Source organism: Nakamurella flava (genome assembly GCF_005298075.1).
Lineage (GTDB): Bacteria > Actinomycetota > Actinomycetes > Mycobacteriales > Nakamurellaceae > Nakamurella > Nakamurella flava.
Genome location: NZ_SZZH01000001.1, coordinates 2,285,645 through 2,300,843 on the forward strand (window position 1 = coordinate 2,285,645; position 15,199 = coordinate 2,300,843).

11 protein-coding genes are annotated in these 15,199 nt (G+C 71.7%); 8 read left to right on the top strand and 3 right to left on the bottom strand.

Annotated elements, in window-relative coordinates:
• Positions 1 to 112 precede the first annotated feature (112 nt).
• The 4 genes from FDO65_RS10325 to FDO65_RS10340 all read left to right on the top strand — a co-directional run bounded on the left by FDO65_RS10325 (position 113) and on the right by FDO65_RS10340 (position 6,215).
• Positions 113 to 1,381 carry an RsbRD N-terminal domain-containing protein gene (locus FDO65_RS10325; protein ID WP_240757524.1) on the top strand — a complete coding sequence of 423 codons (1,269 nt, stop codon included), beginning with the start codon at positions 113 to 115 and terminating at the stop codon, positions 1,379 to 1,381.
• 140 nt (positions 1,382 to 1,521) lie between these two features.
• Complete coding sequence (locus FDO65_RS10330) at positions 1,522 to 2,796, top strand: bifunctional glycosyltransferase family 2/GtrA family protein (protein ID WP_137449213.1); 1,275 nt, start codon at positions 1,522 to 1,524, stop codon at positions 2,794 to 2,796.
• A gap of 69 nt (positions 2,797 to 2,865) precedes the next feature.
• The gene (locus FDO65_RS10335; RefSeq protein WP_240757525.1) at positions 2,866 to 5,274 is read left to right on the top strand and encodes an ArnT family glycosyltransferase; all 2,409 of its coding nucleotides are present in this window, start codon (positions 2,866 to 2,868) and stop codon (positions 5,272 to 5,274) included.
• Between the two features lie 176 nt (positions 5,275 to 5,450).
• Positions 5,451 to 6,215, top strand: a complete 765-nt coding sequence (locus FDO65_RS10340; RefSeq protein ID WP_137449214.1) for a MerR family transcriptional regulator — start codon at positions 5,451 to 5,453, stop codon at positions 6,213 to 6,215.
• A 71-nt stretch (positions 6,216 to 6,286) separates the two neighbouring features.
• Here the strand turns inward: FDO65_RS10340 and FDO65_RS10345 are convergent, their stop codons facing one another.
• The 3 genes from FDO65_RS10345 to FDO65_RS10355 all read right to left on the bottom strand — a co-directional run bounded on the left by FDO65_RS10345 (position 6,287) and on the right by FDO65_RS10355 (position 10,454).
• Positions 6,287 to 7,504, bottom strand: coding sequence for a polysaccharide deacetylase family protein (locus tag FDO65_RS10345; protein WP_137449215.1), 1,218 nt, complete (start codon positions 7,502 to 7,504; stop codon positions 6,287 to 6,289).
• A 209-nt stretch (positions 7,505 to 7,713) separates the two neighbouring features.
• Positions 7,714 to 8,664: a neutral zinc metallopeptidase gene (locus FDO65_RS10350; protein WP_137449216.1), complete on the bottom strand. Its 951-nt coding sequence runs from the start codon at positions 8,662 to 8,664 to the stop codon at positions 7,714 to 7,716.
• A 206-nt stretch (positions 8,665 to 8,870) separates the two neighbouring features.
• On the bottom strand, positions 8,871 to 10,454 hold the full coding sequence (locus tag FDO65_RS10355; RefSeq protein WP_137449217.1) for a long-chain-fatty-acid--CoA ligase: 1,584 nt from the start codon (positions 10,452 to 10,454) through the stop codon (positions 8,871 to 8,873).
• A gap of 372 nt (positions 10,455 to 10,826) precedes the next feature.
• Here FDO65_RS10355 and FDO65_RS10360 point away from each other — a divergent pair, with 372 nt between their 5' ends.
• The 4 genes from FDO65_RS10360 (at position 10,827) to FDO65_RS10375 (ending at position 15,003) form a co-directional block, all read left to right on the top strand.
• The gene (locus FDO65_RS10360) at positions 10,827 to 12,188 is read left to right on the top strand and encodes a citrate synthase (protein ID WP_137449218.1); all 1,362 of its coding nucleotides are present in this window, start codon (positions 10,827 to 10,829) and stop codon (positions 12,186 to 12,188) included.
• 68 nt (positions 12,189 to 12,256) lie between these two features.
• Entirely contained in the window at positions 12,257 to 12,700 is a 444-nt protein-coding gene (locus FDO65_RS10365; RefSeq protein ID WP_137449219.1) for a DUF3995 domain-containing protein, read from the top strand.
• Between the two features lie 207 nt (positions 12,701 to 12,907).
• Positions 12,908 to 14,311, top strand: coding sequence for a cryptochrome/photolyase family protein (locus FDO65_RS10370; protein ID WP_137449220.1), 1,404 nt, complete (start codon positions 12,908 to 12,910; stop codon positions 14,309 to 14,311).
• A complete protein-coding gene (locus tag FDO65_RS10375; protein WP_166442111.1) occupies positions 14,308 to 15,003 on the top strand; it encodes a DUF998 domain-containing protein in 696 nt (231 codons plus the stop codon). Before FDO65_RS10370 ends, FDO65_RS10375 begins: the two co-directional genes overlap by 4 nt.
• Positions 15,004 to 15,199: the final 196 nt, after the last annotated feature.

Consider the following 15,199-nt stretch of genomic DNA (forward strand, 5'->3'; position numbering starts at 1 on the left):
ACCTCTCGAATCGCCCACCGAGGCTGCGAACCCCACGCTGACCCTGCGTGCGCGGAACCCCCTCCCGGACGGGTCGGACGCCCCTCCGACGGACCTGCCCCCCTCACCGGGCGTGGCCGTCGTCCCCGCCGTCCTCGACGAGCCGCTGCGCCTCGGACCGGACACCGTCGAACGGCTGCGGGCCCGCCTCCCGCGGCTGGCCGAACTGACGGTCCGGGCCATCATCGACCAGGTCCCCGCCTACACCGATGCCCTGGCCGGGCCGATCGGCGCCAACATGCGGGGGGCCGTCGAACTCGCCCTCGGAGGATTCCTGACCCTGGCCGTCCGCTCGTCCGGGGGCGGGGTCCGCAGCCCGCGCACCCCGGCGCTGGACGGGGCCTACGCCCTGGGCCGCGGCGAGGCCCGGGCCGGGCGCTCGATGGAGGCGCTGCTGGCGGCCTACCGCATCGGGGCCCGGGAGTCCTGGCGGCAGTTCTCCCGCACGGCGGTGGAGACGGGTGTCGGCGCGGACACCATGGCCCGGTTCGCCGAGCTGGTCTTCGCCTACATCGACGAGCTGTCGGCAGCCAGTGCCGCCGGGCACGCGGACGAACTGGCCACCACCGGTCGCGTCCGCGAGTGGTACCTGACCCGGCTGGTGACGGCCCTGCTCGGCGGCGCCTCGGAACAGCGGGTGGTCGACGCCGCCGAACGGGCCGACTGGCGCCCACCGACCAGCCTGGCCGCCGTGGTGCTGCCCACCCGACAGGCCGCCCGGGCCCTGACCACGCTGGACGACCGCACCCTGCGGACCGACGAACTCCCCGGCCTACCCCCGGAGGAGCACTCCGAGCTCACCGTGCTGCTCGTCCCGGACGCCGAGGGCCCGGGACGGGTGGCCGCCGCCGCCGCACTGCGCGGGCTCGACGCGTGCCTCGGTCCGGCCACGCCGTGGCTGCAGGTCCGGACGTCCTACCGGCGGGCCCTGCGTGCGCGTCGGCTGCTGGGTGGCGGTCCGGCGGGGGCCCAGCCGGGCGGACAGCTGATCGACACCGAGGAACACCTGGTCGCGCTGGCGGTGACGGCCGATCCGGAGGTCCTGGAGGATCTCCGGCGCCGGGCCCTCGCGCCGCTGGCCGACGTCCGGTCCGGCACGGCCGAGCGTCTGGTCGAGACGCTGCGGGCCTGGCTGCTGCTGCGTGGTCGCCGTGAGGAGGTCGCGGCGGCCCTGCACGTGCACCCGCAGACGGTGCGGTACCGGGTCGGCCAGCTCCGGGAGCTGTGGGGCGACCGGCTGGACGATCCGCAGGTGGTGGCCGAACTGACGGTGGCCCTGGCCTGGGAACCGCCCGCGCCCCCGCCGCCCTCCCCCACCCCGCGGTCCTCCGCGACTCGGTAAAGACCGCCGCGTCGTCGTCGGGAAGACGGCGTGTCGGGCCCAGTCGCGGACCTGATCCCGCGAGTGATGGTTCGCGTCGCTCAGGGTCCGCACAGCGTCGCCGGGGGATGCGGACAGCTCCGCCGCCGACGGTGATCACCATGACCGTTACGTTGACCGACGGCCGGGCCGGGGACGTCACCCCCGACGGCGACCCGCGCCGGCCACGCTCCCGTCCGACCGCCACCGTCCTGGACGTCGTCGTCCCGGTCTACAACGAGGAAGTCGACCTGCCGCGCTGTGTCGAGCGCCTGCACGACCACCTCTCGACGCGGATGCCGATGAGCTTTCGCATCACCATCGCCGACAACGCCTCGACCGACGGCACCGCGGCGATCGCCGCCGAACTCAGCCGGCGCTTCCCGGAGGTGCGGGCGACGCACCTGGCCCAGAAGGGCCGGGGCCGGGCGCTCCGGCAGGTCTGGCTCGACTCGGACGCCGACGTCCTGGTCTACATGGACGTCGACCTGTCGACCGATCTGTCGGCCCTGTTGCCGCTGGTCGCCCCGCTCGTCTCCGGGCACTCGGACCTGGCCATCGGCACCCGGCTGCACCGCGGTTCCCGGGTGGTGCGCGGGCCGAAGCGGGAGATCATCTCGCGCTGCTACAACCTCATCCTGCGGGGCACCCTGGCCGCGCATTTCTCCGACGCGCAGTGCGGCTTCAAGGCCATCCGCCGCCCGGTCGCGCAGCAGTTGCTGCCGCTGGTGCAGGACACCGGGTGGTTCTTCGACACCGAGCTGTTGGTGCTGGCCGAACGCTCGGGGCTGCGTATCCACGAGGTCCCGGTCGATTGGACCGATGATCCGGACTCCCGGGTCGACATCGTCCAGACCGCGAAGGACGACCTGCGCGGGGTCTGGCGGGTCGGCCGGGCCCTGTCCACCGGCGCGCTGCCGTTGACCGAGGTCCGCCGCCAGCTCGGGCGGTCCGCCCTGGATCCGGGCACGCCGGGCGTGCCCACCGGACTGACCAGGCAGGTCGTCCGCTTCGCGGCGGTCGGTGTGCTCAGCACCGCGGCCTACCTGCTGCTGTTCCTGCTGCTGCGGGACGTGATGAGCGCGCAGGTCGCGAACCTCCTCGCGCTGGCCATCACCGCGGTGGGCAACACCGCGGCGAACCGCCGGTTGACCTTCGGCGTGCGCGGCCGCGACGGCGCCGTCCGCCACCAGGCCCAGGGTTTCGGGGTGTTCCTGCTCGGCCTGCTGATCACCGGCGGCTCACTGTGGCTGCTGACCGCGGCGAACCCCACCCCGCCCACGTCGATCGAGGTCGCCGTCCTGGTGGTGGCCAACCTGGCCGCCACGGTCGTCCGTTTCCTCCTGCTGCGCAGCTGGGTGTTCCGGCACCGCGCTCCCGCCACCCCCGCCGCCTGACGTGGCCTCCGCCCCGCACTCGCCGCGCAACCGGCCGGCCGCTGACCCGCACGAACGAAGGACCCCACGATGACCGACACCGCCAGCCGGACCACCGGACCGATGAGCGGGCCCGGATCCGTCCACCACGGATTCCCGGCCTCGACCGACCACCCACCCGTCGACCACGGCGCAGCTCCCCCCGTTCCGTCGGGATCGACGGGTGGGTCCGGACGTCGGCGGACCGGCTGGGCCCGGCTCGTCCGTGGCCCGCAGGACCAGCCGGCCTGGGTCCGCCCCGCACTGTGGGGGTTGCTGGCCGCGACCGCGGTGCTCTACCTGTGGAACCTCACCGCGTCCGGCTACGCCAACGACTTCTACGCGGCCGCGGTCAAGTCCGGCACCGAGAGCTGGAAGGCGCTGCTGTTCGGATCGCTCGACTCCGCCAACGCGATCACCGTCGACAAGCCGCCGGCCTCGATCTGGATCATGGCGCTGTCCGGCCGGTTGCTCGGGTTCTCGTCGTTCTCGATACTGCTGCCCCAGGCGCTGATGGGGGTGGCGACGGTCTATCTGGTCTACGCCGGGGTGAAGCGGTTCTCCGGCCCGCGGACCGGGCTCATCGCCGGCGGGCTGGTCGCGATCACCCCGGTGGCCGCACTGATGTTCACCTTCAACAACCCCGACGCGCTCCTCGTGCTGCTGATGACCGGCGGGCTGTACGCGGTGGTGCGGGCGATCGAGTGTGACCGCGACCGGGCCCGATCCGCAGTGAAGTGGTTGCTGCTGGCCGGCGTGCTCATCGGCTTCGCGTTCCTGACCAAGATGCTGCAGGGCCTGCTCGTCCTGCCGGCCATGGCCGGCGCCTACCTGCTGGCCGGGCAGTCCAGGCTCGGGACGCGCATCTGGCATCTGCTGACTGCCGGGGTGGCCGTGGTCGTCTCGGCCGGCTGGTTCGTCCTGTTGGTGGCCCTGTGGCCGGCGGATTCCCGCCCCTACATCGGGGGTAGCGAGACGAACTCGTTGTGGGAGCTGGCCCTCGGCTACAACGGACTCGGCCGGATCTTCGGCGGCGACGGCAACGGTGGTGGCGGCGCGACGGCGCCCACCGGGACGACCGGCGGGTTCGGCGGTGGAGGCGGAGGGTTCGGTGGGGCCACCGGCATCACCCGACTGTTCAACACCCAGTTCGGCTCCGAGATCTCCTGGCTGTTGCCGGCCGCGCTCATCGGCCTGCTCGCCGGGCTCTGGTTCACCCGCCGCTACCCCCGCACCGACCGGATCCGCGCGGCCCTCGTCCTCTGGGGCGGGTCGCTGGTCGTGACGGCGCTCGTCTTCTCCTTCATGGAGGGGACGATCCACCAGTACTACACGGTCGCGATGGTCCCCGCGCTCGCCGCGACGCTCGCGATCTCGGCGCGCGAATTGTGGCGCGGCCGTAGCAGTCTCGTCGTGCGATCGATCCTGGCACTGATGATCGCGGTCACCGGGGTCTGGTCGTTCGTGCTGCTCGGCCGGGCCGACGGCTGGCTGCCCTGGTTGCGGTGGGTCGTGCTGATCGGTGCGCTCGTCGGCGCCGCGCTCCTGGTCGCGTCGACGGCGGCGCTGCGGCGGCTCGCGGTGGTCGGCGTACTGGTCGGCTCGCTGTCCGCGCTGGGCGGTACCACCGCCTGGGCCCTGGCCACCACCGGGCACGGGCACACCGGCTCGATCCCCACGTCCGGCCCGGCCGGCTACTCCAGCGGCATGGGCGGCGGGACCGGGATGACCGGAGGCTTCGGCCGCACCGACGGCGGCTTCGGCCGGCGGTCCGGTGACGGCGCCACCGACGGATCGGCCTCGACGGACGGCTCCGGTTCGCTGTCGGGCGGCAGCGACGGGCCCGGTTCGCCGTCCGGGCAGTCAGGCACCACCGGCGGCCAGAGCATGGCCCCGCCGGAAGGCGTGACGGCACCCGACGGCATGACCCCGCCGGAAGGCATGACGGCACCCGACGGAATGACGGCACCTGACGCCGCCGCGGACGGCACCGGTCAGTCGGGGATGCAGCAACCCGGCGGCACCGGGTCCACCGACGGCAGCGGGACGACCGACGGCCGGGGAGCCACCGGCGGAACCGGCGGCGGCTTCGGCGGCGGCGGCGGACAGACCGCGAACAGCGAACTGGTCGCGCTGCTCAACGCGACGACCAGCCGTTGGTCGGCGGCGACGATCGGCTCCCAGTCGGCGGCCACCTACATCCTGGGCACCGACACGGCGGTGATGGCCATCGGCGGCTTCACCGGCAGCGACCCTTCCCCCACGCTGGCCGAGTTCCAGCAGTACGTGGCCGACGGCGACATCGGCTACTTCATCGCCGGTGGCGGCATGGGTGGGCGCGGCGGCGGCAGCGGGTCCGGCAGCGAGATCTCGACCTGGGTCGAGGCGAACTTCACCGCGCAGACCGTCGGCGGCACCACCGTCTACGACCTCACCCGGCCCACGGGTTCGACGAGCTGACGGCTCCCGGCCAGAGCCTGATCCCCGACGGCCCGGTCCTGCCCCTGCGGCGGGTCCGGGCCGTCCTCCGTCTTCGCGTCGACGGCGACTTCCGGAACACACTTGACCCTGACGCGACGTCAGGCCGCACAGTCGTCCGTGTCCGGCCGACCGGCCGGACGACGGGAGAGGGAGACATGAGTTTCACGGTGGGGCAGGTGGCCGAACTGACCGGGGTCACGATCCGGACGTTGCACCATTACGGCCAGATCGGTCTGCTGGAACCACAGGACCGCACCGGCGCCGGATACCGCCAGTATTCGGACGCCGACCTGCAGCGGCTCCGGCACATCCTGTTCTACCGCGAACTGGGTTTCCCGCTCGACGAGGTCGCGACCATTCTGGATGATCCGGCGGCCGACGCCGCCGCGCATCTGCGGCGGCAACGTCAGTTGCTGACCGAGCGGATCGAACGCCTGGAACACATGGTCGCGGCGGTCGACAAGGAAATGGAGGCGCTCACCATGGGCGTGCAACTGACTCCGGAGGAACAGTTCGAGATCTTCGGGCCGAACTACTCCCCGGACTACGAGACCGAGGCGCAGCAGCGCTGGGGCGACACCCCGGAATGGGCGCAGTCCCAGCAGCGCACCGCGTCGTTCGACAAGCAGCGGTGGATGGAGGTCAAGCAGGAGATGGACGACCTCAACCGTCGGCTGGCGAAGGCGCTCCGTTCGGGCGCGGCCCCGGATAGTGCAGTGGCGATGGACCTGGCCGAGGAGCATCGGCGGTCCATCGAGACGTTCTACGACTGTTCGGCGCAGATGCACCGTTGCCTGGGCGACATGTACGTCGCTGACAAGCGTTTCACCCGTACCTACGAGGACGTCGCCCCCGGTCTGGCCATCTGGCTGCGGGACGCGATCCACGCCAACGCCGACCGGGCCGAGGCGAAGCAGTAGGCCGGAGAGCGGCGGAGCCCCCTGACCCGGGTGGGTCAGGGGGCTCCGCAGGGGGTTGTGTCAGGTCCGGGTCAGGGCGCCTGCCCGGCCACCGGCTTCTGCGCCTGCAGATCGGCCAGCACCTGCGGGTCCTGCAGTTCCATCCATTTGATGACGTCCTGGTAGGTGGCGCAGATGACGCCCTCCATGCCGCACTTCTCCTTCATGAAGTCCATGGCCGGCGGGTTGAAGGAGTCGCCGTTCCATTTGTTGAAGTGGTTGGCGATCAGGATGGGTGCCCGGTTGCCGTTGTAGGTCTTGTCGAACATGAATTCGTAGGTGCCCTTGACGATGCTCCGCAGTTCCGGGGCCGAACTCGGCTCCTCCTGGGCGCCGTTGAACTGGGCCCAGAAGTTGTAGTCCATCGCCGTGGTCATCTTCTCCAGGCCCGGCGAATAGACCTGCGGCATGTAGAACTCCCAGATGCCGTCCCGCTTCTCCGGCCAGGCGATGCCGTTGTACGGGGCGGGGATCGACGAGTCGTAGGTCAGCCCGTACTTCTTCCAGGCCGGCGCCAGCTGGTCCCACTTGCCCTCCAGGCACGGGGTGCGGCCGCCCTTGATCTCGCTGACCGGCACCTGCAGGTCGGGGGCGTCGGAGTAGCCGTTGAGCGTCTTCCAGTTCTCGACGAAATCGAAGAACTGACCGAGTTCGGCGTTCCAGTCGGCGGTCACCCACTGGTTGCCGCCGGGCGGGGCGTCGCTGCAGAAGTGGCCGTTGTAGTGGGTGCCGATCTCGTGCCCGCGGGAGTACGCGGTGTTGAGATCGTTGACCTCGGTGACGATCTCGTCCTCGGGACCGCCGTACCCGATGGACGCCTTCCCCGGCTGGTGGCCGGGGGCGGTGTAGACCTTGGCGTTCTTCGCCGGGTCACCGAGCAGGTAGATCCCGGACAGGAACCCGGTGAAGCGGGCGTTGGTCTGGTCGGCGACCGCCATGAACTCGTTCCACCGCTGATGCGAGCCGGCGCCGTCGAAGCTGAAGATGATGAACTGCGGGGCCTGCTGACCGGGCTCGAGCTTGGTCATCGGCACGTTGCTCGCCGGGCGACTGGCGGCCGGCGCCATGGTGGCGAACGTGGTGGCGGTGGTGGGGTCGTCCTGGCCGTTGAACACGTCGGTGGACGACGAGGTCGCCGACGAACCCCCGGCGGTGGCCGCCGAGGTCACCTGGTTGCCCTGGTAGACCAGCACCCCGGTCACCACCATGAGTACCGCCACCAACCCGAGGATCAGGTGTTGGGGTCGCATCGAAATTCTGCCGCCTCTTCCGCCGTCGGCCGCGCCGCGGCCCGTTGGTCCGGGCCCGTCCCCGCGGACCCACCCGGTCGGGACGTCGCACGGCAGCGGTGGTTGCCCGATCCGGCGGCGTCCCGCAGGCCAGGGTGCCACGGGCGGTGCGGACGAGGTGGGAGGGCACGCGCGCGGACCGGGGGCCGCTCGACGTCACCCGACCCGGCTCACGAGGTCGGCGGCGCCGTTGGTTCCGAGGGCACCGTGGCGGTCATCTCCGCCTCCGGACCACCCCCGGGTGCGGACGGGGCAACGGTGAGCGGCGGGGTCTGGGTGACGGTGTCACGGGCCGGATCGCCGGCGGCCGCGATACAGGCCGGGACTCCCCCGGTGCGCCCGAGGTCGAACCAGCCGACCCGCTGGAAGGAGTCGCCGTGATCGGCCTCGGTGGCCCAGGCCATCTCGTCGCCCAGGGCGCTGAGCGAGGTGACCAGCTCGCGGGTGTCGCCCTCGTCGAACTGCAGGGTGCCGTCGGCGGCGGCGCCGAACAGGGCCGCCGCGCCCAGGCAGTCGGCCTGCAGTTCGTACCCGGCGGCGACCAGACTCGGGTCCAGGCGCGCCTGGACGGCGTGGCCCCACTCGTGGGCGATCACCAGGTAGGGGAAGCTGTCGCCGATCTGCGCCGACCCGTCGACGATGAGATTGACGTCCCAGGCCAGGCTGTCGTCGGCCGAGCAGTAGAAGGCGTTGTACGCCTCCAGGGGTTCGCCCCCGCAGGTCGGGGCGGTGCCCGCGGCGAGCCCGTCGTACAGGCCGGTGACCGTCGGGGCGACGTAGGCCCCGGTGAAGTAGTCCGACCAGTGGGTCGACCAGAAGGTGTCGGTGACCGTCACGGCGGCGTCCAGGTCGCCCCGGAGTTCGGTGAGCGTCAACCCGTTGTCGAAGGTGACGTCGGTGGGGGTGGTGCTCGTCGGGGTGGACGCAGCGGTCGTCGGCCGGGCGGTCGTGCCGGACGTCGTCGGTCGGACCGTGTTCGTCACCGTGCCGGGGTCGGCGGCCGCGACCGTGCCGGCCACGGTGGAGCCACAGGCGGTGAGGACGGCGGCCAGGGCGAGCCCGGCGGTCGCCGCTCCGAGGCGGGCACGGGTCGGACGGAACCTCGGGGACGTCGCGGGCATGACGATCCTTTCGCCACCGGCCGGGCGGTGGGGCGCTGCGGGGAGGCCGCTGAAGACGCGGACCGGCGGCCGCACCCTGCTGTGCGCGCCGCCGTCCAGCCAGAGGCCGCGCGCGGCCCGGTGATGCGGTGACAGCGTCGAACCGCGTGATCCGGGTGCTGACCACACCGGTCCGGGCGGTCGACGGCCGGGGCGCGGTCGTTCCGTCACCCCCCGGCGCTCTCCGCCGCCGACCGCCGGGCGATCAACTCCCGCTTGAGGACCTTGCCCGACGGGCCCAGCGGGAGCTCGGTGACGAACTCGACCCGACGCGGGTACTTGTGGCCGCCCATCCGTTCCCGGGCCCAGGTGATCACCGCGGCCTCCTCCAGCTCACCGTCCGCGCCGTCATCCGCCGGCCGGGGCACGACGACGGCGCAGATCTCCTCGCCGTGGGTGGCGTCCGGTACGCCGATGACGGCGACCTGGGCGATCCCGGGGTGGGTGGCCAGCACCTCCTCGACCTCCCGCGGGTAGACGTTGAACCCACCTCGCAGGATCAGGTCCTTCTTGCGGTCGACGATCGTCAGGAACCCGTCGTCGGCCAGGGTGCCGAGGTCACCGGTGCGGAACCACCCGTCGATCAGCACCGCCGCGGTGGCCTCCGGCTTGTTCAGGTAGCCGGCGAAGATGTGGTGACCGCGCAGCACCACCTCCCCGACCTCGCCGACGGGCAGGAACTCGATGCGCCCCTCCACGTCAGCCGCGGCGATGCGCGCCTCGGTCCCCCAGACCGGCCGCCCGACCGTGCCCGGCTGCCGGCCGAAGATCTCCTGGTTGAACGTGGCCACCGGTGAGGTCTCCGACAGCCCATACCCCTCGTACACGTCCGCGCCGAAGGTCTCGCCGAACGACTCCAGGACGGCGCGCGGCAGGCTGGCCCCGCCGGACACCGCCTTGCGCAGCCACAGGGCAGGGGGGCCGTCGGGCACCTGCCGGGCCGCGGCCAGCAGGCCGATGTACATCGTCGGGACCCCCATGAACACCGACACCCGCTCGGTGGACAGCAGGGCGAGTGCGCCGGCCCCGTCGAACCGGGGCATCAGCACCAGCGTGCTGCCGGCCAGGAACCCGGCGTTCATCGCGCAGGTCTGGCCGAAGGAGTGGAACAGCGGCAGGCAGCCGAGGATGACGTCGTCCGGGCGCAGGTCGATGACCGAGTTCGCGGTGACCCAGGCGTTCATCGTCATGTTGAGCTGGGTGAGCATCGCGCCCTTCGGGAAGCCCGTGGTGCCCGAGGTGTAGAGGATGACCGCCTCGTCCTGCGGCTCCCGGCCGACCAGGGCGTCGACCGGGTCGAGCGATGCCGCCCGACGGTCCACCGCCGTCTCCGGCCCATCGCCGTCCGGAGCCGTCGCACCGTTCATCACGGTCACCACGGGGATGCCGACCTCGGCGGCCGCCGGCCGACCCTGGGCGAGCAGCGGCCCACCGGTCACCAGCAGACGGGCCCCGGAGTCGCGCAGCAGGTAGGCGATCTCCCGGGCCACCAGCAACCCGTGCACCGGGACCACGACGGCGCCCAGCGAAAGCACCGCGTAGTAGACCCGGGGGAAGTCCGGCACATTCGGCAGCAGGACGGCGACCCGGTCACCCGGGCCCACCCCCTGCTCGGCCAGGGCGGCCGCATACCGCCGGGTCTGCTCCCACAGTTCGCGGTAGCTGACCCGCTCGGTCCCCAGGACGACGGCCGTCCGGTCGGGATAACGACCGGCGGACTCCGCCAGGATGCCGGCCAGGGTCAACGTCATCGTGCCCGCCCTTCGGGTGTGTGGTGCGTCCGGGCCAGACCCGCCCGCCGCCATCGCACCTTCCGACCCCGCTCCCGGTGAGACGGCTGTCACAACCGCACCACCGGACCGGCCCCTGACGCCGGTGTTCGGCCCCGTCGGCCGCTTCGAACGGTCACCGGAAGGCGACCCGCGGCACGAGCACCGCCCGCCGGCCAGTAGCCTCGGCAGCACAGACGGCCCGTAGCAGTCCATCGTCAGGATTGCGCTGGCGACGACGACGGTCTCCTGGCCCTCGTGGTCGTCCTCGCATCCTTCCCCCGCACGTCCCGGCCCGCTCGTCGGAAACGACGCCGAGCGGGCCGCCCCCGCTGGAACGAGAGGCGAGTCGCAATGGCAGAGGTCACCGAGAAGTCCACCCCCACCCCGGCGCCGCCGGCCGACGGTGCCGCGACAGCGGACGGCGCCGCGACCCCGCAGGCAGCCATCGAGGTGGACGGTCAGCGACTGGACCTGAAGTACGTCCCGGCGACCGAGGGCGCCTCCGGCCTGGAGATCTCCAAGCTGCTCGGCTCGCTCGGGGTCATCACTCTGGACTCCGGGTTCACCAACACCGGGTCGACGACGTCGGCCATCACCTACATCGACGGCGACGCCGGCATCCTGCGCTACCGGGGCTACCCGATCGAGCAGCTGGCCGAGAAGTCGACGTTCGCCGAAGTCAGCTACCTGCTGATCAACGGTGAGCTGCCGACGGCCGACCAGCTCAACACGTTCACGAGCCGCATCAAGCGGCACACGATGCTGCACGAGGACCTCAAGCGGTTCTTCGACGGCTTCCCCCGCGACGCGCACCCGATGCCGGTGCTGTCCAGCGCGGTCAGCGCGCTGTCGACCTTCTACCAGGACTCGCTGGACCCCTTCAATCAGGAGCAGGTCGAGCTGTCGACCGTCCGGTTGCTGGCCAAGCTGCCCACGGTCGCCGCCTACGCCTACAAGAAGAGCGTCGGTCAGCCGTACCTGTACCCGGACAACTCGCTGGGTCTGGTCGAGAACTTCCTGCGCATGTCGTTCGGGTTCCCGGCCGAGCCCTACGAGGTCAACCCGGTGCTGGCGAAGGCGCTGGACCAGTTGCTGATCCTGCACGCCGATCACGAGCAGAACTGTTCGACCTCGACGGTCCGGCTGGTCGGCTCCTCGCACGCCAACCTGTTCGCCTCCGTCTCCGCCGGCATCAACTCGCTCTTCGGCCCGCTGCACGGCGGCGCCAACCAGGCCGTGCTGGAGATGCTGGAGAAGATCGACCGCGAGGGCCTGGACATCAAGGAGTTCGTGACCCGGGTCAAGAACCGCGAGCCCGGCGTCCGGCTGATGGGCTTCGGTCACCGGGTCTACAAGAACTACGACCCGCGCGCCGCCCTGGTCAAGAAGACCGCCGACCAGGTGCTCACCGAGCTCGGGGTCAACGACCGGCTGCTCGACCTGGCCAAGCAGCTCGAGGAGATCGCCCTCTCCGACGACTACTTCATCGAGCGCAAGCTGTACCCGAACGTCGACTTCTACACCGGCCTGATCTACAAGGCGATGGGCTTCCCGACCCGGATGTTCACCGTGCTGTTCGCCCTCGGCCGGCTGCCCGGCTGGATCGCCCAGTGGCGCGAGATGATCCAGGACCCGTCGACCAAGATCGGCCGCCCGCGGCAGGTCTACACCGGCTACACCGAGCGCGACTACGTCGATCTCTCGGCCCGCTGATCTCAATCGACTCGACGGCCCGCCCTTCTTCCTCAGCCAGCCCCGTCCGCACCCGCGGTCGGGGCTGGTTGCGTCTGGCCGCGCTGGCCGGTCTGCTGCACGCCGCGGCCAGCCTGTACTGGGCGCTCGGTGGTCGGTGGCTGCTGGACACCGTCGGCGCCTGGGCGGTGGACCTGGCTGCCTCCGCCCCAGTCGCCGCCGGTCTGGCCCTGGGCGCGATCGCGCTGGTCAAGGCCCTGGGCGCCGTCGTTCCGCTGCTGGTGGAATCCGGTCGCTGGCCCGGGTCGCGCCGGTTCTGGCGGGCCCTGGAGTGGGCCGGCGGCGCGGGGCTGCTGCTGTACGGCGGGGGCAACGCCGTGGTGGCCGGACTGGTGCTGAGCGGGGTGATCCGCCCGGACGGCGGCTACGACCCGGCCGCGATGTGGGGGCACGCCGCGCTGTGGGATCCGCTGTTCGCCCTCTGGGGTCTCGCGCTGATCGTCGGGCTGTGGCGCAGTCGCCGTCCGACCTGACCTGAATCTGACCTGACCCGCGACTCGGCGCAACACGCCGTCACCAGCCCCCACTCCTTGCGCGACTGGGCGGAACACGCCGTCTCCGCGCCGAATTGGCGGCCGTCTTTACCGAGTCGCGGGAGGCCCCGGTCGCGGCGAGCCCCGGAACGCGAGGCGTGACCGCGTCGGGCGATGGCCGGGGCGTGTGCGGGGAACAGCGCAGGCATGACCGAGCGCTCGTCCGCCCCTGCCCTGCTCTGGTTCCGCCGCGACCTGCGGGTCGGCGACCACCCGGCCCTGTCGGCCGCGATCGAGGCGGCGGGGGATGCCGGCGTCTGCCCGGTCTTTGTCGTCGACGACCGGCTGCTGCAGTCCTCCGGCGCCCCGCGGCGGCACTTCCTGGCCGGCGCCCTGGCCGCCCTGGACGAACAGCTCGGCGGCAACCTGCTCGTCGTGCACGGCAAGGCCGAGACCACCATCCCGCGGCTGGCCAAGGCCCTGGGCGCCGGCAGCGTGCACGCTTCGGCCGACTACCTGCCGTACGGGGTCCGTCGGGACGAACGGGTCCAGCAGAAGCTGGCCGATCAGGACGTCGAGTGGGTGACCACCGGGTCCCCGTACGCCATCGCCCCCGGCCGGGTCCGCAAGTCCGACGACACCCGCTACGCGGTCTACACGCCGTTCTACAAGGCCTGGCAGCAGCACGGCTGGCGCAAGCCGGCCGACTCGGCGAGCGCGGCGAAGGACGCGACCTGGCTGGCCCCGAAGGACGTGGCCAAGGACTCCGGACTGAAGCAGTACGGGATCGACGCGGTGGACCACCGTGTCGGCGACGTGGAACTGCCCGAGCCCGGGGAGGCCGCCGCACTGGCCCGCTGGAAGGACTTCCGCAAGCTGGTCACCGATTACGACGACGACCGCAACCGGCCGGACAAGGACGGCACCAGCCGGCTCTCGGTGTACCTGAAGTACGGCTGCATCCATCCGCGGACCCTGTTGGCCGGGATCGACGGGACGACCGGCAAGGGGGCGGAGACGTTCCGTCAGGAGATCGCGTGGCGCGACTTCTACGCCGACGTCACCTATCACCGGCCGGACAAGCTGTGGACGTCCCTGGACCAGTCGATCGACGACATGCAGTGGGACGACGGCCAGGACGCCGACGAGCATTTCGCCGCCTGGCAGCAGGGGAAGACCGGGTACCCCTACATCGACGCCGGGATGCGGCAACTGCTGGCCGAGGGCTGGATGCACAACCGGGTGCGGATGGGCACCGCCTCGTTCCTCATCAAGGACCTGCACATCCCCTGGCAGCGCGGCGCGGCCCACTTCATGGAGCACCTGGTCGACGGCGACATCTCGTCCAACAACCATGGCTGGCAGTGGGTCGCCGGCTCCGGGCCGGGGTCGTCGCAGTTCTACCGGGTCTTCAACCCCACCAACCAGGGCGAGAAGTTCGACCCGGACGGCGACTACGTGCGCCGCTACGTGCCCGAGCTGCGGGACGTCCCCGGCGGCAAGGTGCACCAGCCGTGGGAGCTCCCGGACGGCCCGCCGAACGGCTACCCGCAGCCGATCGTCGACCACAAGGCCGAGCGCGAGGAGGCGCTGCGGCGGTTGCGGGCGTGAGCGTCGAAAGGGCAGCACCGGCCGATGGTGTCGAGCCGGATCGGCGGGACGCCCGCTACACCGTCGGCGCAGTGCTGTTGATCGCCAACGCGGTGGTCTACCTCGCGTCGGAGGCCATCACGGCCGCTGCGTGGCGCGCCCCCGCCTACAGCTACCGCCGCAACTACATCAGCGATCTGGGCGTCCCCGATGTCGTCGAGTCGGGCGGACGACTGATCGATTCGCCTCTGCACGGGCTGATGAACACGGCATTCCTGGTCCACGGCGCGGTCTTCGTCCTCGCCGCACTGCTGCTGCGGCCGGTGATCCGGCGGCCACGTGCACGGTGGGCCTACCTGATCCTCGCCGTCCTCCACGGGGTGGGAAACGGCCTGGTGGGGCTGTTCCACAGTTCCGGCATCGACACGACGGCCACCACCAGCGCGCTGCACGGACTGGGCGCGGTGCTCGCCATCGGCGGCGGGAACGCCGCGGCGATCGTCGTCGGCGTCGACCTGTTCCGTCGCCGCCGCGGCCTCGGGGCCACGTTCATCGCGATGGGCGCCCTCGGGATCGGCGCCTCCCTCTCCCTTCTGATCACCATGGGCGGCGATGTCGACGGGATCCCGGAACGGATCTCGGTGTACACGATCCAGGCCGCGGAGATCCTCGCGGGCGCCGCGCTCCTCATGGGCCGCCGGGTCCGGACCTGACCGTCCCACGCCGCCGGCCTCTCGACGTCCTGCTGGGCGGCGCGGACGTGCTGGGCCAGCTGCGGGACCGACGGCTACGCAGCGTGAACCACTCCGCTGTCACGATGGAGTGACCGCCCGCGACCATGGTCGTCCCCGGTTCCCCCGTGGACTGAAAAACGTCATCACCACCGCCCCGGCCGGGTGACCTGGACCT